This is a genomic window from Terriglobales bacterium, from assembly GCA_035487355.1.
Taxonomy (GTDB): Bacteria; Acidobacteriota; Terriglobia; order Terriglobales; family Acidobacteriaceae; genus QIAW01.
Window position 1 is genome coordinate 14,462 of the sequence record DATHMF010000044.1, and the last position, 21,027, is coordinate 35,488.

The 21,027-nt window shown below is 55.5% G+C and carries 12 protein-coding genes; 7 read left to right on the forward strand and 5 right to left on the reverse strand.

Features of this window, described 5'->3' with window-relative positions:
* The 5 genes from VK738_10130 to VK738_10150 all read left to right on the forward strand — a co-directional run bounded on the left by VK738_10130 (position 1) and on the right by VK738_10150 (position 5,647).
* On the forward strand, positions 1-2,091 hold the full coding sequence (locus VK738_10130; GenBank protein ID HTD23001.1) for a carbon starvation CstA family protein: 2,091 nt from the start codon (positions 1-3) through the stop codon (positions 2,089-2,091).
* Positions 2,092-2,318: 227 nt separating this feature from the next.
* Positions 2,319-2,828 (forward strand): crossover junction endodeoxyribonuclease RuvC, encoded by a 510-nt coding sequence (gene ruvC, locus VK738_10135; GenBank protein HTD23002.1) that lies wholly within the window; start codon positions 2,319-2,321, stop codon positions 2,826-2,828.
* A 78-nt stretch (positions 2,829-2,906) separates the two neighbouring features.
* Positions 2,907-3,602 carry a hypothetical protein gene (locus tag VK738_10140; GenBank protein ID HTD23003.1) on the forward strand — a complete coding sequence of 232 codons (696 nt, stop codon included), beginning with the start codon at positions 2,907-2,909 and terminating at the stop codon, positions 3,600-3,602.
* Between the two features lie 119 nt (positions 3,603-3,721).
* Positions 3,722-5,173: a DUF6600 domain-containing protein gene (locus tag VK738_10145; protein ID HTD23004.1), complete on the forward strand. Its 1,452-nt coding sequence runs from the start codon at positions 3,722-3,724 to the stop codon at positions 5,171-5,173.
* Between the two features lie 60 nt (positions 5,174-5,233).
* Positions 5,234-5,647, forward strand: coding sequence for a secondary thiamine-phosphate synthase enzyme YjbQ (locus tag VK738_10150; protein ID HTD23005.1), 414 nt, complete (start codon positions 5,234-5,236; stop codon positions 5,645-5,647).
* Here the strand turns inward: VK738_10150 and rsmA are convergent.
* Positions 5,634-6,515, reverse strand: coding sequence for a 16S rRNA (adenine(1518)-N(6)/adenine(1519)-N(6))-dimethyltransferase RsmA (gene rsmA / locus VK738_10155; GenBank protein ID HTD23006.1), 882 nt, complete (start codon positions 6,513-6,515; stop codon positions 5,634-5,636). The two genes, VK738_10150 and rsmA, sit on opposite strands and share 14 nt — an antisense overlap.
* Before the next feature lie 65 nt (positions 6,516-6,580).
* Between rsmA and glgA the strand changes: the two genes are divergently transcribed.
* Together glgA and VK738_10165 are read left to right on the forward strand one after the other, a co-directional pair.
* Complete coding sequence (gene glgA, locus VK738_10160) at positions 6,581-8,050, forward strand: glycogen synthase GlgA (protein ID HTD23007.1); 1,470 nt, start codon at positions 6,581-6,583, stop codon at positions 8,048-8,050.
* A 345-nt stretch (positions 8,051-8,395) separates the two neighbouring features.
* On the forward strand, positions 8,396-12,349 hold the full coding sequence (locus tag VK738_10165) for an IPT/TIG domain-containing protein (GenBank protein ID HTD23008.1): 3,954 nt from the start codon (positions 8,396-8,398) through the stop codon (positions 12,347-12,349).
* Between the two features lie 154 nt (positions 12,350-12,503).
* Here VK738_10165 and VK738_10170 read toward each other — a convergent pair whose 3' ends face one another.
* From VK738_10170 to VK738_10185, 4 genes are all read right to left on the reverse strand, one after another.
* Positions 12,504-13,034 (reverse strand): DUF1003 domain-containing protein, encoded by a 531-nt coding sequence (locus VK738_10170; protein HTD23009.1) that lies wholly within the window; start codon positions 13,032-13,034, stop codon positions 12,504-12,506.
* Positions 13,035-13,606: 572 nt separating this feature from the next.
* Complete coding sequence (locus tag VK738_10175) at positions 13,607-15,028, reverse strand: amino acid permease (GenBank protein HTD23010.1); 1,422 nt, start codon at positions 15,026-15,028, stop codon at positions 13,607-13,609.
* Between the two features lie 139 nt (positions 15,029-15,167).
* Entirely contained in the window at positions 15,168-19,289 is a 4,122-nt protein-coding gene (locus VK738_10180; GenBank protein HTD23011.1) for a DUF3857 domain-containing protein, read from the reverse strand.
* 255 nt (positions 19,290-19,544) lie between these two features.
* A partial coding sequence (locus tag VK738_10185; protein ID HTD23012.1) for a sodium:solute symporter occupies positions 19,545-21,027 on the reverse strand: 1,483 nt, incomplete at its 5' end.

Sequence of the window (21,027 nt, forward strand, 5' to 3'; positions counted from 1 at the left end):
ATGAAATCAATCGTGCGTGTGCTCGTCTGGACATGTGTAGCTGCCATTGGAACACTTTCCCTGGCCACTATCGCCATACATCGTGGTGAGCCTATCAATGCCATGTGGCTGGTGTTGGCTGCTTTGTGCACCTACGCTCTGGGCTACAGGTTCTACAGCAAATTTGTTGCGGCGAAAGTTTTGGCACTCGATCCCCGGCGCGCCACTCCGGCTGAGCGATTGGAAAACGGCCGCGATTTTGTGCCGACCAACAAATGGGTTGTCTTTGGGCACCACTTTGCCGCCATCGCCGGTCCCGGACCTCTCGTTGGCCCAGTGCTGGCCGCCCAATTCGGTTACTTACCCGGAACGATTTGGATTTTAGTAGGAGCGGTCCTGGGCGGATGTGTTCAGGACTTCGTGGTTCTCCTGTTTTCCGTGCGCCGCGATGGAAAGTCGCTCTGCCAGATGGCGAAAGAGGAGATAGGCAAACTCGGAGGCTTTGTTGCCTTCGTCGCCGTGATCGCCATCCTTATTATTCTTCTGGGGCTCATCGCGCTCGTCGTGGTCAATGCGCTGAAAGATAGTCCTTGGGGAGTATTCACCATAGCCATGACCATTCCCATTGCGCTTCTGATGGGTGTTTATTTGAAGTATCTACGTCCCGGCAAGGTCCTGGAGACCTCACTGCTGGGTTTTGTGCTGGTGATGTTGTCTGTCATCGGTGGGCAATGGGTTTCGCGCTCGCTCGGAATCGCGGGCTACTTCACGCTAAGTGCATCCGTGCTGGCTGTTCTCATTATTATTTATGGCTTTGCCGCTTCGGTTCTTCCCGTGTGGCTTCTGCTTGCCCCCCGCGACTATCTGAGCACTTTCGTAAAGCTGGGAACAATTCTCATTCTGGCAGCGGGCATTATTGCCGTTCGGCCAATCCTGCACATGCCCTCCCTCACTCGTTTTATTGACGGCACCGGCCCGATCTTCGCCGGCAGTATTTTCCCCTTTGCCTTCATTACCATTGCCTGCGGCGCCATCAGCGGCTTTCACTCTTTGATCTCCAGCGGTACCACTCCCAAGATGATCACGCACGAGACAGAAACCCGCATGGTTGGTTATGGAGCCATGTTGGCAGAATCTTTTGTAGCCATTATGGCCACGATTGCCGCCTGTACGATGATGCCCGGCCAGTATTTCGCCATTAACAGCCCTGCGGGAATCGTGGGTAAGACTCCTGAAATTGCCACCAGCACAATTACCTCGTGGGGTTTTCCCATTTCAGCGGCAGAGATGGCTTCGTTGGCCAAAGCCGTCGGCGAGCAAAACCTTTTCAACCGTACTGGGGGAGCACCGGCCTTTGCCGTGGGCATGGCGCACATCTTCGCCAACAGTCTCGGCGGGGAGGCGCTTACGGCCATCTGGTATCACTTTGCCATCATGTTCGAGGCGCTGTTTATTCTCACCGTTCTCGATGCGGGCACGCGCGTTGCCCGCTTCATGTTGCAGGAAGCCCTGGGTCATCTGTGGGAGCCGCTGGGGCGAACCAGTTGGTATCCCAGCATTCTGACCAGCAGCGCCCTCATTGTCGGCGCCTGGGGATACTTCCTCTGGCAAGGAGTGCACGACCCCGTCGGGGGAATCAATTCGCTCTGGCCGCTCTTTGGCATTGCCAACCAGCTTCTCGCTATTGTTGCCTTTTGCGTGGCAACTACGATCATCATCAAAATGAACAAGGCGCGTTTTGCTTTTGTTACTATCGTTCCTCTGTGTTGGCTAGTGGCGGTTACCTTTACGGCTTCCTACCAGAAGATGTTTAGCTCCAATCCTCGCATTGGTTTTCTCACGCATGTGCAAACGCTGGTGCAGCAGTTAAACAGCACGCCGGCTCCAGCGGCAGCGCAGGCCCATCAGCTTGCACAGTTGATCTTCAACGATCGTTTCGATGCGCTGGTGAACGGAATTCTGGTTCTTCTGGTCGCGCTGATCGTGGCCAGCTCCGCCTGGGAGTGGCTGCGCGTGCTCTCCGGGCGCACCGCCGCCGAGGTGAAAGAAGCACCCTTCGTGCCCACAAGGTTGGGACCATCGCCGGAATTGGCGCAGGAGGCAGTATCATGAGACAGCAGATTCACTGTGCTTGGCAGTTGCTGATTACGGCTTTACGCGAAATCTTCGACGAAAATGCCTATGCTCGTTTTTTAGCACGGGAGGGAATAGCTTCTTCCCGCTGTGCCTACGCGGCCTTTCAGCGTGAACGCGAAGCGGCGGTTGAACGGCGTCCGCGGTGCTGTTGAGATGATCATGTTTTAGTCTTTTGTTTCATAGGATTAAAGCCAGGAATTAAAGTGAAGGTTTTAGGGATTGATTGTGGCAGTGAAATCACCGGCTTCGGCGTGGTGGAGCAGCATGCTGACGGCAGGCTGATCTGCATTGCTGCCGGGGCCATACGCCTTCCCGCGCGCGCTCCGCTTCCTGCCAAGCTGGCTAAAGTTTTTCAGGAACTCAGCGAAATCATCGCCCGGCACCAACCGCAGACGGTTGCCATTGAGGATGTCTTCTACGCAGCCAACGTCAAATCCGCGCTCAAGCTGGGACACGTTCGCGGCGTCGCCATGCTGGCTGCGTCGAGCGCCCATCTGGAAGTTGCCGAATACGCGCCGCTGGCCATTAAATCTTCGGTTGTCGGTTATGGCCGCGCAGAAAAATCACAGATCCAGGTCATGGTTGCGGATCTGCTGCATCTGAAGGCCCTGCCCGAACCACCCGACGTAGCTGACGCGCTTGCTATTGCAATCTGCCATTTGCATACCGCCGCAACTTTGCAGCGGCAACATGCCGGTTTCAAGCACTCATAGGGATCCTTCAGGCGGTGGATTGCTCCCAACCCAATCTGGTTTAAACTCTATGCAATATAAAATAGAACATAAATTTGTATGAAACCCTTACTGCATTCATTCAAGATTGTTGCAACAAGCCTAATTCTGCTGTTGGTCTCAGCTCTGGTGCCGGCATTTGCCCAGGCGCCGGAATCACAGAATAAGAACGAAGCCAAAGATCCGGTTTCCACCATAACCTACACGCTCGATTGGCCGGAAGCGCATCCCTCGCACTACCGCATCAAGGTTGAGTCGAGCGGCGCGGCCGTGTATGAGTCATTGCCCGACGCAACCACCGATCCGGCAGACAAGTATCAGACTCAATTCGTGATGAGTTCCGAGCTTCGCGATCGCATCTTCGCGCTCGCGCAAAAGGCAAACTACTTCGACGGTAAATTCAATTACACCAAGAGCAAGATTGCCAACACCGGCCAGAAAACACTCGACTACACCGACGGCAGCAAGCATTTCCAGAGTACGTATAACTGGTCGGAAAACCCCGCCATTCAGGAGCTGACAGACATTTTTTACGGCATTTCCAACACCATGGAATCCGGCAGCAAGCTCGAATATCTTAAACGTTTCGATAAGCTCGGATTGCCCGATGAACTTCTGAGCATGCTGCAGCTTCGCTCTGAGGGCCATCTCCTGGAGCTGCAAACCATCGCCCCATTGCTGCGGCAGATTGCGCAGGATTCTTCGCTGATGAACCTGGCTCGCCAGCGTGCCCGGCAGCTCATGCAGGACCAATGAAAGGCGCCTCGCCTGTGACTGAGTGCCAAATGCTGAAGTGCAATTTCCTGATTGCTCAACAAATTCAGTATCCAAACCCCGGACCTTTTCATCTAAAATAACTGAAGGTTGGTATATATATGTCCCCCCGAAGAGTGATGCTCGCTCTTCCTGTTGTGCTTGTAGTGCTGCTGGCGCTTTATTTAACACCAGCGGCCGCTTGGGCCGACTCTCACGCACGCATTGTGCGCCTCAGTTACGTTGAAGGCGATGTTCAGATTGACCGCGCTGACGGACAAGGTTTCCAGCGCGCTTTTCTTAACTTACCTATTACTCAGGGCTCGCGCTTACAGACTCATGATGATGGCCGCGCAGAAATTGAATTTGAAGATGGCAGCACTCTCCGCTTGGTCCCCGATACAAATCTCAACTTTGACCAGCTTGGGCTACGCGACTCAGGCGCAAAGTTTACGTTCGTAACTTTGGAGCAGGGAACTGCTTACTTTGACCTGCGTGAGAAAGGCAAAGACGAATTCACAATTACTGCTGGTTCCGGGCAGCGGTTGGAGCTTCCCCGCTCCTCGCGTTTCCGCGTCAATGTTAATCCGACGGGCATCAAGCTGGCCGTATTCGATGGTGAGGTTGAATTCCAAGGGCCTGACAAACCTGTCGCAGTAAAGAAGAACGAAACCCTGGACACCGACCGAACCGACCGCTTCTACACGTCGAAAAACGTCATACCCGAGCCTTATGATTCCTGGATGCAAGAGCGCGATCAATACCGCAAGCAGTATTCCAGCAACTCGGCATATAACCTCTCGTCCCCGTATTTATATGGCCGGGCCGACCTGAACTATTACGGTAATTATTTTGATTCGCCCTATGGCTATCTTTGGCGTCCGTGGAGTGCCGGCTCAACATGGGATCCATTCCTGGATGGCGCCTGGGTCTTCTATCCCGGTTCGGGATACACCTGGGTCTCGGCGCATCCCTGGGGCTGGCTGCCTTATCACTACGGCTCCTGGATTTACTTTGAACCATATGGCTGGTGCTGGCAGCCGAGCAGAGTATGGAATAACTGGTTGCCGGTGGCGATCATACGCAATCCTCGTCCGGGATTTATTCCGCCCCGACCACCCACGAACGGCCACAGCGTAGTTATCATCGGACGCGGTCCAAACCGCGGCATTATCCATAACTCACGCCTGGAAGATAGAAGTCTGCCTGGCTTGCAAACGCAAATGCCGCGCTCTTCTTCACTGCTGAAGTGGCCAGGCCCGACGATACGTCTCCCTCAAGGCGCAGAAGGGCGTGAGCAAGAGCTCGACAGGCGCGGATTCTCCAATCTCTTCCCGCGCAATCCTAAGGCTTCTTCGATTCGACCCGTTGCACCTCTTGTTCCCAGTACATTGGCTCCATTGCGGCCTACAGGGCCTTCTGCGCCTATTGTTCCGCATTGGCCAGCGCCAGTCATGACGCAGCCGCGGATTCCCTCGGCGCCGCACATGTCTTCACCTCAGATGTCTTCGCCTCCTCACATGATGACCGCACCTTCCATCCACATGAGCGTCCCACATCCTTCTCGCCGCTAATTTAGAATTATCGGTCGTTTAAACTGAGAACCAAGAACTGAGAACTGAACAATTGCCTTTATGAAATTTCACACCGAATATCTCACCTTCAATACCAGGAAGCATCGCGAATATATCCACATCACGCCGCAGGTAGAGTCCGCGGTGAATAAGAGCGGCGTGCGCGATGGCATGGTGCTGGTTTCCGCCATGCACATCACCGCGGCAGTGTACGTCAATGATCACGAATCCGGTCTGATTGAAGATATTGACGAGTGGTTGGAAAAGCTTGCGCCTTTTCGCAAAGACTATCGCCATCACCAGACCGGAGAAGATAACGGCGATTCCCACCTGAAAAGCCTTCTGATGCACCATGAGGTAATTGTGCCGATTACCGCGGGCAAGCTCGATCTGGGGCCGTGGCAGCGCGTCTTCTACGCCGAGTTTGATGGACAGCGTTCCAAGCGGGTCATCATCAAAGTCATGGGTGAGTAAGCTGGCGAAAGATCCCGGCAGTCTGCTTTAAATCCAGCGCCTCGGCCCGCACATCCGGACGTATTTTTGTCTCTTGCAAAGCGCGGCGCGCAACTGCCCCGTCATAACGGTTTCGCAGATTGTTCAGCAGCGTCTTACGTTTTTGCGCAAAGATCAGCTTCAGGAAATCAATGAAGGGATCTTCCTCAATCCGCAACGCCGCCAGTTGCGGCGCGACCACCATGCGCAGCACCGTGGAATGGACTTTTGGCGCCGGCGAGAACGCTGCCGGCGGCAGGGTGAACAGCTTCTCGACTTTGGCATAAAGCTGGGCGGTTGCCGAGAGCAGGCCATAATCCCGGGTTCCGGGCTTGGCGGCAATCCGCTCGGCGACCTCGCGCTGCACCATGATGACAATGGTGTCGAGGTAGTTGTGATAGCGGAACAGGTGCAGCAGTATGTCGGAGGTAATGTAGTAAGGCAGGTTCCCAATGATGTGCGCCTTCGCCAGGGTTTCATCGGATTGGGCTTGCGGCCCCTGGTTGAGCAGCGGTCCTGGTTTGCGCCGGATCACATTCGCAAAATCTACCGTAAGTACATTGCCCTCAATGATCTCCACGTTATTCTGTTGGCTGTATTTCATGCGGAGCTGGGCGCTCATCACCCGGTCAAGCTCAATGGCGATAAGGCGCCCCGCCCTGGATGCCAGCAGATCGGTCAGCACTCCGCGTCCTGGGCCGATCTCGATGACGGTGGCGGCCTCGATGTTTCCCAGGGCGTCCACAATCTTGCGTGCGGCGCTGGGGTCGTTCAGGAAGTTTTGTCCTGCGGGGGCTTTCTTCGCTCCCGTTGGCTTACTGTGTACATTGGCCATTTTTTTATTTGCCATTTAGACTCGTATCAACTTTTCTAGTCTGTTCGGTATCTTGCCGTGAGTCCCGGAGGTCTGGTTCAATGCGCATTACCTTTGCTGCGTCGGAATGTGTCCCATTCTCTAAGACCGGAGGTCTCGCCGATGTTGTTGGCGCCCTTCCCAAGGCCCTGGCCTCTCTCGGACACGATGTCAGCGTCTTTCTCCCTCGCTACAAACAGACCAAACTCTCGCAGCCTTCCACCGTTCTCTCCAGCGTTAGTGTCCCTTTTGCTGATCAATACCGTTTTTGCTCTGTCCTGGAGTCGGCCTCGCAGGGCGGCGTGAAGTACTATTTTATTGACTATCCGCCTTACTTCGAGCGCGACAATCTTTATGGAACACCGGCAGGCGATTACCCCGACAACGCCGAGCGTTTTGCCCTGTACTCGCGGGCTGTGATTGAGGCCAGCAAAGTACTGGGCGTCCCGGATATCTTTCATTGCCACGACTGGCAATCTGCACTGGTCCCTGTTTTGCTGCATACGGTCTACGCGGCTGATCCGGCCCTGCGCAACGTGAGTACAGTGTTCACAATTCATAATATGGGATATCAGGGTTTATTTCCTCCTGAGATTCTGCCGCTGCTGCAGCTTCCCGAAGAATTATTCAGCATCAACCAGATGGAATTTTACGGGAAGCTCAATTTCCTCAAGGGCGCGCTGGTGTTTTCCGACTACATCACCACCGTGAGCAAAAAATACAGCCAGGAGATCCAGACGCCCGAGTACGGCTTCGGATTGGATGGCGTGCTGCGCGACCGTGCCGACACCGTAACCGGCATCCTCAATGGCGTGGATTACAACGAGTGGAGCCCGGAGAACGATAAGTTCATCATCACCCGGTACACCCCCGAGTTGCTGGACGCTAAGGCGGGCTGCAAGAAAGACCTGCTGACCGAATTCGGCATCGGCAACGGGGACGCGAAGCTGCCGGTGATTGGCATCGTCTCCCGCTTCGCCGCGCAGAAGGGATTTGACCTCATCGCCGAGGTCGCCGACAAGCTGGCGCGCGAACCCATGATCGTCGTCGCCCTGGGGACGGGCGACAAGGAATACGAAGATTTATTCCGCCAGTTGCAGACCGAGTTTCCCAAAAAGTTTGCGGTGAAGATCGCTTACGATAACGCCATCGCCCACAAAATCGAGGCCGGCGCCGACATGTTTCTCATGCCATCGCGTTACGAGCCTTGCGGCTTGAACCAGATTTACAGCCTCAAGTACGGCACGGTCCCCATCGTCCGCGCCACCGGCGGGCTCGATGACACCATTGAACCCTACGATTCTTATACCGGGCAGGGAACCGGCTTCAAGTTTACCGAATACACCGGCGAAGCGCTGCTGCAAACGATAAAGGCGGCCCTCACCGCTTTCAAGAACAAGATTGCCTGGCAAAAACTCATGCGCAACTGCATGGCCAAGGATTTTTCGTGGAACAGCTCGGCGCGCGAGTACGTGCGGGTGTTTGATAAAGTTCACCAGGCGCGGACAAGATCGTTTCTATTTCGCACTTGATATTTTAAGGATTGTCATCCTGAGCAAGGGCGCACGCCCGAGTCGAAGGACCCCGAGACCCTCAACTGTTTCCTCGCAGCCCTCGTACATAATCCTCCCGAAGGTAAATTGCTGGGTACACCGGATTGTTCAAAAACACCGGAGGCAGGACAGTACTTCTGGCTTTCGTTACAAAGGCCCCAGTTTATTTTGTCCGTCATATCAGTAAGAAGTAGATTCGCCCAAAACAGGAAACAATAGGACCATGATGGTGGCTCATTCTGCCATTATTTCCGGGTTGGGCATCGGTGTTGGTCATTAGCCGGCTCATCCCGCCCAAGTATCGCTTGGAGACGGTGTACTCCCATGAAAACACTGTTGAAGCCTGCCGCTCTCGCATGCCTTTTGCTATTGTCCGCGCGCCCTCTAGTTTCGCAGCTACAACAACCGGTTGCGCCGGTCAACGTCATTTTCGATGACGATATGTCCATCTCCGTGGACGACGTTGGCAATCACGCTGTGCTTTGGGGGCTTTCCGACCGTGGCGAGGTCAACGTGCTGGCTCTGATCTGCTCGTCGGCGAACGACTACAGCGCCCCCACCATGCGTGCCATAGCGAACTATTACGGCCACCCGAACGTCCCCATTGGCGCACACAAAGGCATGACGCCTACTCTGGAAAACTCCGCCAACAGTAATTACACGCAACAAATCACTAATCAGTTCGGCACTCCGGGCGATACACGCGCCAACTATCCCGATGCTGTAACCGTTTACCGGCAGGCGCTGGCGAATGCTCCCGACCACAGCGTGCATATCGTGGCCAGCGGATACTATCAACCGCTGCAGGCCCTGCTGCAAAGCCAGCCGGATTCCATCAGCCCGCTCACTGGCATGCAGCTTGTGACCCAGAAGGTGAAACGTCTGGTGTCTGAAGCCGGCTGGTTCCCCTCCGGCAATGAGCACAATTTCCGCGTGGATGCCGACGCCGCCAGTTTCGTGTTTGCCAACTGGCCCGTTGAGATTGTTTCACTGGGGGCGCAAATGAATCAGGATGTCATCACCGGTCCGTCCTCAACTGCCGATCCCACAAAAGATCCGGTCAAGGACGCCTGGCAACTGTTCAATGGGGGAAACTCAGTACCAGGTTTTGGCCAAGTGGCGCTGCTATTCACTGCCCGCGGCCTGGGTACGAATTTTATCGCTTCAGGCTTGAACGGCCAGACAACCGTTGGTCCCACCACGTCACAGTGCGCGGGCTGCAACGGTTGGTCCCAGACCCCCAACATGCAGCAATCCTACCTGAATAAGCAGGCCACAGCCGCTCAACTGGAGGCGATCCTCAACCCTCTGCTGCAGAGTTCCTCGAATATGCCGATCTTGCGAAGTATCTCTCCCACGAGTGTGCCCGCCGGGAGTTCTCAAACGATAACCTTGACCGGCACCAACTTCTTCGCCGACTCGCAAATATTGTTTAACGGCAGCAGTCGTCCTACTACCTTTCTCGGTAGTACTCAACTCAGCGTGCAGCTCAGCGGCAGTGATTTAGCAAACCCGGGAACGCAAACCTTGAGCGTATCGAACCCTGAGGGTGGCGGCTGGCAGTCTGGTGCTCAGAATCTTACGGTTTTCACCACAGCGCCGACCTTGACCGGTATTTCTCCTTCGAGCGCCATAGCAGGCAGCGGTCCACTCACACTCACAGCCACTGGTACGAACTTTACTGCCACTTCGCTGGTCCAAGTCAACGGGGCGAGCCGCAGCACGGCTTTTGTGAGCAGCACTCAGTTGACGGCTACGCTCACCGCAGGTGACCTTGCCAACGCTGGCTCCCTCTCCATCACAGTGACCTCATCCGGCGGCACCAGCGCGCCTCTCATCTTCACCGTCAATAATCCGGTTCCCTCGCTCACCAGCATCTCTCCCAGTACAACCTTCGCGGGCGGAGCAGCCTTCACCCTGACAGTGAATGGAACGAATTTTGTGAATGGGTCAGTGGTCCAAGTCAACGGCTCCAGCCGAACCACGAGCTTTGTCAGCAGCACTCAACTCAGCGCGGCTATTCCCGCCAGTGACATCGCCTCTGCTGGAACTCTCTCCATTACGGTACTAAACCCTGCGCCTGGTGGTGGCGCTTCGGCAGCACTTTCGCTCGTTGTCAATAATCCGCCCCCCTCGCTCACGAGCATCTCTCCAAGTACAACCTTTGTCGGCGGCCCAGCTTTCACCCTGACGGTGAATGGCACAAATTTTGTTAACGGGTCAGTGGTTCAGGTCAACGGTTCCAGTCGAACCACAACCTTTGTCAGCAGTACTCAACTCACTGCAGCTATCCCTGCCAGTGACATAGCCTCTGCCGGAGCTCTTTCCATTACTGTGGTAAATCCCGCCCCGGGCGGCGGCACATCGGCGGCGTTAACCCTCGCTGTCAATAACCCGAACCCGGCGCCATCGCTCTCGAGTATTTTGCCGGCCAGCGTCATCGCCGGCAGCGGCGGATTTACGTTGACCCTTAGCGGCGGCAACTTCATCGCGGGATCAGTAGTTCAGGTCAACGGCTCCAGCCGTAGCACGACCTTTGTCAGCAGCACTCAACTCAGCGCGGCCATCCCTGCCAGTGACATTGCTTCTGCTGGAACTCTTTCCATTACGGTGGTAAATCCCGCGCCGGGTGGTGGTGCTTCGGCAGCACTTTCGCTTGTCATCAATAATCCGGTTCCCACACTCACGAGCATTTCTCCAAGTGCAACCTTTACTGGCGGCGCAGCTTTCACCCTGACAGTGAATGGCACGAATTTTGTTGGCGGGTCAGTGGTCCAGGTCAACGGCTCCAATCGGACCACGACCTTTGTCAGCAGCACTCAGCTCAGCGCAGCTATTCCAGCGAGTGACATTGCTTCTGCCGGAACTCTTTCTATTACAGTAGTCAACCCGGGAGGGGCTAGTGGATCGCTCACCCTCACTGTCAATAATCCGGCCCCCTCGCTCACAAGTATTTCGCCAAGCGCAACTACTGTGGGCAGCCCAGCTTTCACCCTGACGGTGAATGGCTCAAATTTTGTTAATGGGTCGGTAGTCCAGGTCAATGGATCCATTCGAACTACGACCTTCGTCAGCGGCACTCAACTCAGCGCGGCCATTCCTGCCGGCGATGTTGCCTCTGTTGGGACTCTTTCGGTCTCGGTGATAAATCCCGCGCCGGGCGGCGGCGCATCGGTAGCGCTTTCGCTCGCTGTCAATAACCCCGGGCCGTCTCTCTCGAGCATTTCACCAGCCGGTGTCACCCCCGGCAGCGGAGGATTTACGTTAACCCTCAGTGGCGGCAACTTCATCCCGGGATCTGTAGTCCAGGTGAATGGCTCCAGTCGAACCACAACCTTCGTCAGCGCCACACAACTCACGGCAGCCATTCCTGCCAGCGACGTTGCTTCTGCCGGGAATCTTTCGGTCTCGGTAGTAAATCCCAGTCCGGGCGGCGGTACATCGGCGGCGCTTTCGCTCGCTGTCACTAACGCGAACCCGCTGCCCACTCTCTCGGGCCTTTCACCGGACAGCGTCATCGCAGGCAGTGGCGGATTTACATTAACCCTCAACGGCAGCAACTTCGTTCCGAGCTCTGTGGTCCAGTTTAACGGTTCCAATCGGCCCACAACCTTCGTCAGCAGCACGCAACTCACCGCTGCCATTCCGGCCAGCGACGTTGCTACTGCCGCGTTTCCTTCGATCTCGGTGTTCACTCCTGCCCCGGGCGGTGGCATATGGTCGCTCACCTTCGCCGTCAATAACCCGCTGCCGACTCTCTCGAGCCTTTCACCGGACAGCGTCATCACAGGCAGCGGCGGATTTACCTTAACCCTCAATGGCAGCAACTTCATCCCGAGCTCTGTGGTCCAGTTTAACGGTTCCAATCGGCCCACAACCTTCGTTAGCAGCACTCAACTCACCGCGGCCATTTCAGCCAGCGACGTTGCCTCTGCCTCGTTTCCTTCGATCTCAGTGGTAAATCCCGGCCCGGGCGGCGGCGTATGGTCGCTCACTTTCGCCGTCAATAATCCGCAGCCCACGATCTCGGGCATTTCACCGGACAGCGTCACCGCGGGTAGCAGCGGATTTACCTTAACCATCAGTGGCACCAACTTCATCCCGGAATCTGTAGTCCAGGTGAACGGCTCCAGTCGGAACACAACTTTCGTCAGCAGCACACAACTCAGCGCAACCATTCCAGCCGGCGACGTTGCCTCGGCCGGAGACCTTTCGGTCTCGGTGGTAAATCCCGGCCCAGGCGGCGGCGTATGGGCGGCCACCCTCGGCGTCAGATAAACATGCAGGGGATGACTGGGTTACAGAGCATAACCAGAAACAATTCGGAAGGAAATCATTCTACCCACGCCTTGCTTGCGCAAAAGCGTGGGCCGCCCGGCGGCTCGCGTTCTCAAGACGAATCGCTTCTGCCGTACAAACCTGGCAGGCATCGCTATTCCTCCGGAAGTTTGTCTTTGAGTTCGCTGGCCAGCTTGTGTACGTCCGTCGTTTGACTAAAGGACTGGACCTCGAGCTTCGAGGAGTCGACGTTCACGCCCATGTGTTGGCAGAGTCTCTGCAGCATCTGAAGGATTGTGGTCAGCTCCTGTTCAGAAAGCATGCCCACTTGAAGGTCCAGATGCGAGCGCCGTTCCGATTGGCGGGCCATTCGACTTTGACTGATGAGCACGAAGATCGTCAAAAATACGCTTTCGCAAGAGACCACGAGCGCCAGGATGCCGAAAGGAAACGGATCGAACGCTTTGAGTCCCGGGATTACGTGAAGATTGACCAGGCTCCAGCCGGAGATCAGAATCAATTGCGCCAGCAGGAATCCGACGTTACAGACAACCTTCGTAATTACGTCGCTGACTCGCTCCGTGGGAGTCCGTTGATTAAAGGCGTCATGCTCCAGCTTGGCGATTGCGTCAATGTTATATTTCGTAGGATTAGCAGCAGCTTGGCGTGGCAAACGATTTTCCATGGGATAGCTCCTAGAAACGTCCTTGACTATACTGCATCATCGAGAGAACTACAGAAATCTCTATTTTCCTAGGAAATGTTAGAGCTGTCTTGCCGGGGTGCCCGACTCGCGCCACTTTTGCGCGTGTGGGAACCCTGGCGATCTATTAAGCTGATGGTATCACCGTGATATCAAACCCTTCACTTCCGAGGAATTGTAGGTCATCATTGTTCTACGAGGTGTGTCTAGCATTCAAGAATGCGGGCGCGTGCCCTTACGCTCTTTGAAAATTCAGAAAAGCAGTACCCAGTCCGCGGCCAGCCGGGACAGGTCGTCTAGCGCTCAGAACCGGGCCCAACGGATGGTATCTATCTAGTAAACACCCAACACATCGCAGCAAGTGCTCGCGGCGAAAACGACCTTCCCCAGTAAATACAAGGAGATCATGTTGTTTGGGACGCTCTTGACACTAGCATGCAAGTGAGATGCGCTGTCGACTTTTTGCACCAGAGTCCAGAGGCCGAAGATTACTAAAAGATAAACGGCGGCCTGCGCGCCTTTGGGTAAAACCAACCGAAAGATGAAATCTGCGTTTATCTGCGTGCATCTGCGGCGAGTTTTTTCCTGGCAAACCCAAAGTACACCGGCACGCCTGCCGCGATCAGTACTACGCCGGCGACTGCCAGCGAGTTGATCCACGTGTGCGGCCAGGCGGGGATGAATGTTGTTTCCAGGTTGTCTTTGAAGGTGTAGTAGAGCAGAAATCCAGCGGAGAGAATAAACAACGCCGGAACAAGCGGATATCCCCAAGCCTTGTAAGGCCGCGCGGCATCGGGCTCGCGCTTGCGGAAGACGAAGATGGTGCTGGCGGCGATCATGTAGAACAGCCATTCGGCGAAGATTGCCAGGTCCAGCAATTGTTTGAACGTTGCCGCGATCAGGAGCAGCAGGATGGAAAGCACCGCCTGGATGAGAAGCGCGTTCGATGGCGTGTGGAAGCGGGGGCTGACGGCGGCCAGCGACTGGAAGAAGTATCCGTCGCGAGCAACCGCGTAGGGGATGCGGCCTCCGCTCATCACGGTGCCGTTGAGTGTGACCAGCATAGAGAGAGCAATGCCGGCGGTAATCAGGGCTGCGCCCGCTGTGCCCAATACCACCAGCGCCATGGCCGAGGCCGGGCTCTTGGATGCCCCCAGGGCATCGGCAGGCAGCACGTATTGCACGGCGGCATACATCAGCATGTAGAGCGCTGCTACGATAGCAACGCCAGCGATCAGGGCGATGGGGATATCGCGCTCCGGCCTGCGGATTTCACCCGCGACCATGTTCAGATCATTCCATCCATCGTAGGCCCACAGCGCCGCTACCAGGGCCAGCATGAATCCGTTAAATCCGCCGTGGGCGCCGGTGAAGCGAGTAGCAAAGTTGGCCCAGCTTCCGCCGCGGTAACTGAAGCCAATCACCGCGATGCCTACCAGCATGGCAACCTTGAGTAACGTCGCAATCAACTGGAAGGCGCCGGCGCGGCGCACTCCGACATAGTTCAGGAATGAGATGAGAATCGTGGCGCCAATGGCCACTAGTTGCGCCCAGGTCAAAGTCAGGTGGGCGGCGGCTGGGTGAGAAAGAAAGCTGAGGCGCGGCAGCGAGCTGAGCGCATCGGTCAGTCCGGTGGTGATGGTTGCGATAGAAGCAGGCTTGGCGATGACAAACCACGTCCAGGCGTAGAGAAAGCCGAGCATTGGCCCATAGCCATCGCGCACGTAAACATATTCGCCCCCGGCCTGGGGCTTCATGGCGCCCAGTTCGGAATATGTGAGCGCGCCAAAGAAAGAGAGCAGGCCGCCTACAATCCAGGCTAGGTAAACCACCTTGGCCGAGCCGACATCGCGCATCATCGTTCCGGGAACGCGGAAGATGCCGCTGCCGATGACTGTCCCAACCACGATGGCTACGGCATGGCTGACGCCAAGCTCGCGGAGAAGACCCTGGGGTTTGCTGGCGGTTTCAGGCATGGGGATAAGATTTCAAGGTAATACCATAAGAATTCTCGGCAGAATACACAAGTAATTAAACCGCAGAGGGCGCGAAGGAACGTAGAGGCTGTTTTATTTTCATCTGTGTCGTGTCCTGATGTGTGTGATCTTGCCTGAACTAATTTTTGCTCGAAGCTGAAACTTTGCTATCGGATGCATTATCCAGAATCTTCAATCGGTTTTGTGCCAGGCGATAGGAGGAACTCGGGATTTGCAGAGCTTTTTTCGGCTTGGTAACCCGTGCATAGTCGGCGAGGGCGGCGTTACGTTCTCCGTATTGCTCGGCGATCCGTCCGAAGGCATACCAATAATTCGGGTCGGGTTCATCGAGGTTCAGCAGATTCATGGATTGAATGAGCACTTCACGGGCTTCTTTGATTTTGCCAATTTCAGCATACACGCAGCCCAGCGTATGTAACTCTGATGTTTTGGTCTTGCTCAATTGCGCTGCTTTAATGGCATTTTCAACGTCGTCATCACCCACTTTACCCGTAAACAGTGCATGCCAGGCTACATCATTTAGGTCAGGGGCCTCAGCTTTGCCAGCCTTCACGATTTTCAGGCTTAAATCATGGGCCAGGACATAATCCTCGCGCACCACGGCGTTTAAGACAAGGGCGCGCATGGCATCAATATCATCCGGCATGCGTTTCAGTCTATCTTGCGCGAGCTGGTCGGCTTCCGGGTAGCGGCCAAGTGCACGCAGCGTAAACGATTGTCCTGCAAACATGCTCTTCGATTCCGGATATTGTTTTGCCAGTTCGGACAAGACTGCGAGCGTCTTGTCATATTCATCCAGGCTGCTATAACCGGCAATCAGAGCCAGCGCGATGTTCAGTTTGTCCACATCGCTTTTGGCTGAATCCTTCGCGGCTTCCAGAATCCCGACTCCCTGCGGTGCTGTTTGTTTTTCCTGCACCAGAATTGCCGCAGCCGCCAGCTTCATCTGCTGGGCGTCGGCTTCTTTACCTTTCGTCCAGAATCGCGGAAATGGCGCGCCAGCCAATGGATCATCGCCGCCCTCGAGGTGCTGATCTTCTCGTACCCAATCCAGCAAGCTGCGGGCGCCCGCGAGGTTGTTGGCGTTCAAGCGGTCGAGAACCTCCATTCCGACGGCAATGGGCTTTTCAGAGGTGTCGAGAATCTTGTATTTACCATCTTCCTTTATCACGTACATGCTCATGTTTTTGCCGCCAAAAACGCGCAGGGTGATTTTATAACCCGATGAGTCGTCCCCTTCAGTTGTTGGTTCGATGGCCTGCATGACCACATCCATCATTGAATCGGGCGGCAGACCTGTGCGAAAGAACATGCCTCGTAGTTGCCGTCCCATTTTCAATCCCTGGTTGATCTCCTCCTGGTCAGTGTTTTTCAATATCGTCTGCGCATTCCGGGAGAAAAAGCTGGTCATCTTCTCCCTGGTCAGATTCGGCTCCATTACCGCACTGAAAAACTGCATGGCGGTGGCGCTGGGATCATCGTTGTAATGGATTTCCTCTCGCCGGCGAGCTTTGCGCAGCGTGGTCGCAAATGCGACTGTTTCCGACGCGTTATCTCCTGATGCACTCGCTTCGAACAAATCGGCAGCGGCTGGATAGTTGCGCATCCGAAGCATGATTTGACCAGCGCCTTTCAATACCTGTTTGAGTTCGGTTTCTCCGCCGGTGCGCTTGTTGGCTTCTGCAATCGCGGATTTCGGTCCGTTCAACCCAGCCTCAGAGGCAACTATGATGGACAGCAACTGGGGATTTAAAGATTCGGCATTCTTGCGGGCTTCGGCGTACTCACCGGCATAGACCAGCGCGTACGCAATATTGGTCCGCAGTCCAAGATCGGCCAGTTGTTCCGGCTTGAGGCTGCGATATTCCGTAACAGCATCTTGCAGCTTTGCGCCCCGGCCATAGCGTTCGCCTTCATCGTTGTGTTCCAGCAGAACGGCCAGGTTTCCGGTGATGGCCTTATCATCGGGATCGAGTTTCTTAGCCGCACGAAAGGCGGCTTCAGCCCCGGCATAGTCGCTGCCGTGGCGGAATTGGCGTCCCACCAGGTCGTATTCCAGGATGTCTGCCAGGGTTTTTTGTGCCAGCGCTGAAGTTGGTTCAAGCTTTACCGCCAGACGGGCTTCGTCGCGCGCCGGTTCTCCCATGCCTGCGGAAAGAAGCGCCTTGGCAATTTGAAGATGATGCACAGCTTCTTTGGGATGAAGGGCAATCAGGTCCCGGTACGTCTGCAACGACTCCCGGACTTTGCCTTCCCTGAGCAATGCCTCGGCAACCGGTTCGAAGTGAATGAGGATGGGCTCTCCCTCACGCACCTCGGCGATTCGATTGCGCATCTCCGTGGCTTCGGAAACCGTCAAGCGCCGCTTTACGGTGTCAAACCGGATTGCCACATGAATGATTCCATCTTTCTCTGTCGAGAATTCTTCGGTGAGGACCGCGGGCCCCAGCGACAGCTTTGCATTTTGCGGTAATGGCTTGGGACGGAACCCGGCAGGCGGAACGATCTTGTATTGCCACTCGGTGACAAAAGCACCGGACAATTGATAGTCGTTCGTGCGCTTTTTCTTCGGCTTATCACCCGGGGTTTCGGCATTCTTTTCATCTTCTTTTTCACGTTCCTGAAGCTCAGCGGGCAATCGCTCGAAGAGAGTATCGAACCGAATAGCGGCTACGGCACTGTCAAGGTCAGTGAAACCGCGCTTCACCTTGTTGCTTTCCAGAGTAAGCACAAATTGATTTGAAAGGTCCTTGGGATCAGTTCGGTCGAAACGATCGAGCTTTTCCGCCAGATATTGCGACTTCACGTAATCCGTCAAGCCCTCGCGGCGGTCTTTATTTTCTTTATCAACATAGTAACCGCGGTAATCGGATTCCAGACTTCCGTGAGGTTCTGATATTTCCACAACGCGGGCCTCGCCATTTTCCGCCAGGTAAAGTTCCCGCTTTTCAACCAGCAGATTGTCTTCCGGCGAAGTGACCGGCGTATGCAGCAGCGCAGTGGTGCCTGGGCGCGCAATCAGGGCCAGCCTTCCCTGGTCTGCAGTTGGTAGTTGGCCAAGACGCGCGTATTCATCGGTTGCGTCAATCCACAGGTCGGGCGTGCCGGGAGCATACACAATGGCATGATCGAATTCGCCCATTCCAGGAAGGTTGGGTGTGACGTCTTCACGCGAACCCGCATTGAGCAGAGCGACATAAGCGGGAATTTCCGCTGCCCGCAGCATTGCGACCAGGAGCGTGGCCTTGTCTTTGCAGTCGCCGTATTTTTGTTTCAGGGTATCAGCCGGGGAATGGGGCACGATAGCGGCTTCACCAAACTCAATTCCCGTGTAACGGACCTCACGGTCCAGGTACTGCAAAATTGCCGCCGCTTTTTCCTGGCGTGACCCTTGTCCTGTAATCAACTTGTCGACGCTGGACTTCACATCAGCACCGGCGATTTTGCCGTCTACAATCTTTGCGTACTCTTCCGCGACCTGTTGCCACGAGCTTCCTGTTGAAAAAGTAATGTGCGCGAACGCCGGTACATCGCTGGGCAAATAGCTGTCGGCCTTGTCGAACGGTTCGGTTGGACCTGCATCAAAGGTGACTTGCACTCGCCCATTTGCCTCTGTGCGCTGGGGTTTAAGCTCTGCGAGCATTTGTAGATCGTACTGAATTGGGAGCGAAGCCGGCGCCTCCAGCGTCAAACGGGTGTGTTGCACCGGGACCGGGCGTCCAACATAAAAGCGCTCTACGGTTCCTGCGCCGAAAAAAGGAGCAGTTTCTTTCCAGGTCAGCTCTTCCTCAACCAGTGATCCGGGTGCTATGGCGGGCAGTGGGGCGCGAAGTATACGCCGGTCGCTATAGGTCTGGCTTGCATCTTCTTTCGCGGGAGTGTCAGCAATCGTCTTCGGATCGAGTGTGTGAACGGCGTTATCCGCTGTAATCACACGCGCCTGGATGCTGGGACGATCTTGATGCCATGGCTCCCAATCCTGGGAAACTTCGTCCCACTCTTCGGCCCCTTTCTGGGTGAGGACCTTATAAAGAAGATATTGCGTTTGAACGGACCGCCCATCACCATCGAATACATAACTCTGCTCGTCGGTCAGGACCACAACATCTGTACCTGCCGCTGTCTTTACTTCGGAACTCGTCTTGTATAAGGCCACTGCATCAGCGGGAAAATGTTTTCCCTCCGATGCCGGCGTGCCAGGCGCCTGGGCGTTGCCTGCAGGCAACAAGGCCAGACTCATGGTGCAGACAACTGCAAAATATATGAATGCACAATCGACGAATGAAATACGCAAGGAAAAACGCCGGGCTGAACGCATCATGGGGTCCTCAGAGACAGATGTCTTAACGATGTGAGTAGAAGGGTTAGGATAACGCACTATGCAGTCTCAGGCCAGAACCAAACTTCTAATTAGTAGATGAAATTAATGGATGAAAGCGCGATGCAAAGAGGTGTTCTCCGAAAGCAGTTTCCTGAAGCCAGTTGCAGTCTTCATTCAGCGCGGGTTGCGCGCACCGAACAAAGAAATTATCAGGCTGCTGATATATCCCACCAGGAAGGTTGCGACCGTTCCGAAGGCGACGTACCAGGTGAAAGGAATCCTGGTCCAGTGCCAGAGATAGAGATTGAAGGCAAAGCCGAAGAGCATGCCGATGATTGCGCCTGTTTGGTTGGCGCGGCGGGTGAGCGCGCCCAGCATGAAGACGCCCAGCATGGCTCCATAGGGAATGGAGGCGAGGGAGAGGCCGGTTTCTACGACGCGTCCGCCGTGTCCGGCGAGCATCGCCAGCGCGAACAGCACCAGCCCCCAAACTACAGTCGAGATGCGAGAGATGCGCAGGCGCTCTGGGTCGCTAGCCTGAGGACGGATGCGGCCGTAGAAATCCACGATGGTGCTGGCCGAGAGCGAATTCAAAGCCGCGCTTAGGTTCGACATGGCCGCCGCCAGGATAGCTGCGATCAGCAGTCCAGAGATGCCCATGGGCATATGTTCGACAATGAATGTGGGGAAAATCCGGTCGGAACGCGAAAACGGAGTGGCCGGAGGAAACTGCCGGTAATAAACATACAGCATTACTCCCACGACCAAAAACAGCGTGAACTGGAAGAGCACGGCGAAACCGCTGGCGATGAGAGCTTTCTTAGAGTCGCCCTCGTTCTTGGCCGCCAGCAGACGCTGCACCATGAGCTGGTCGGTGCCGTGACTGGCCATGGTCAGAAAAGTTCCACCCACTATGCCCGACCAGAATGTGTATGTCGTGAAAAGAGAATGCGAAAAATCAAAGACATTGAATTTTCCCGCGCTGACAGCGGCGGCATGGATGGCCGGCCATCCTCCGGGGACCAAGTGCAGGATGGTAATAAATCCCACCACCGTGCCGCCGACATAAATCGCCATTTGCACCACATCCGTCCAAATTACCGCGGTCATGCCGCCCTCGAAGGTATAGATCAGCGTCAGCACGGTGATGATGGCGATAGGCACAATATCGTTGGTGGTCCCAATCGCAATTCCTATGACGATGGAAATTGCGAAGACGCGCACGCCCTCGGCGGCGGCGCGGGTCAGGAGAAAAAGTCCGGCGGTGAGCGAGCGCAGGCGGCCACCGAAGCGATGCTCCATGAGCTGGTAGGCGGTCATCATGCGTCCGGCAAAATATTTTGGTATGAGAATGATGCTGATCAGCACCCGCGCAATGAGGTATCCAAAAACCAGTTGCAGGAATCCGAGGTTGGTATCGTAGGCGAGGCCGGGGATGCTGATGATGGTCAGCGTGCTGGTCTCGGCGGCCACAATCGAGAGCGCAATCGCCGGCCATGGAATGTTCTGGTCGGCCAGGAAATAATCGCGTAAAGAACGCTGCTTTTTGCGGAAGCGCAGCCCGAACAGAGTGATGCCTGCCAGATAGGCGGCAACGATGGCCAGATCAAGGGGCCTGAGTTTGAGAGCTTGCAGGTTCGTTCTCCTGTGCTGTGTG

Coding starts and splice junctions, on each gene's coding strand:
- VK738_10130 (HTD23001.1), top strand. CDS start 1: ATGAAATCAATCGTGCGTGTGCTCGTCTGGACATGTGTAGCTGCCATT.
- VK738_10140 (HTD23003.1), top strand. CDS start 2,907: ATGAAACCCTTACTGCATTCATTCAAGATTGTTGCAACAAGCCTAATT.
- VK738_10145 (HTD23004.1), top strand. CDS start 3,722: ATGTCCCCCCGAAGAGTGATGCTCGCTCTTCCTGTTGTGCTTGTAGTG.
- VK738_10150 (HTD23005.1), top strand. CDS start 5,234: ATGAAATTTCACACCGAATATCTCACCTTCAATACCAGGAAGCATCGC.
- rsmA (HTD23006.1), bottom strand. CDS start 6,515: ATGGCAAATAAAAAAATGGCCAATGTACACAGTAAGCCAACGGGAGCG.
- glgA (HTD23007.1), top strand. CDS start 6,581: ATGCGCATTACCTTTGCTGCGTCGGAATGTGTCCCATTCTCTAAGACC.
- VK738_10165 (HTD23008.1), top strand. CDS start 8,396: ATGAAAACACTGTTGAAGCCTGCCGCTCTCGCATGCCTTTTGCTATTG.
- VK738_10170 (HTD23009.1), bottom strand. CDS start 13,034: ATGGAAAATCGTTTGCCACGCCAAGCTGCTGCTAATCCTACGAAATAT.
- VK738_10175 (HTD23010.1), bottom strand. CDS start 15,028: ATGCCTGAAACCGCCAGCAAACCCCAGGGTCTTCTCCGCGAGCTTGGC.
- VK738_10180 (HTD23011.1), bottom strand. CDS start 19,289: ATGAGTCTGGCCTTGTTGCCTGCAGGCAACGCCCAGGCGCCTGGCACG.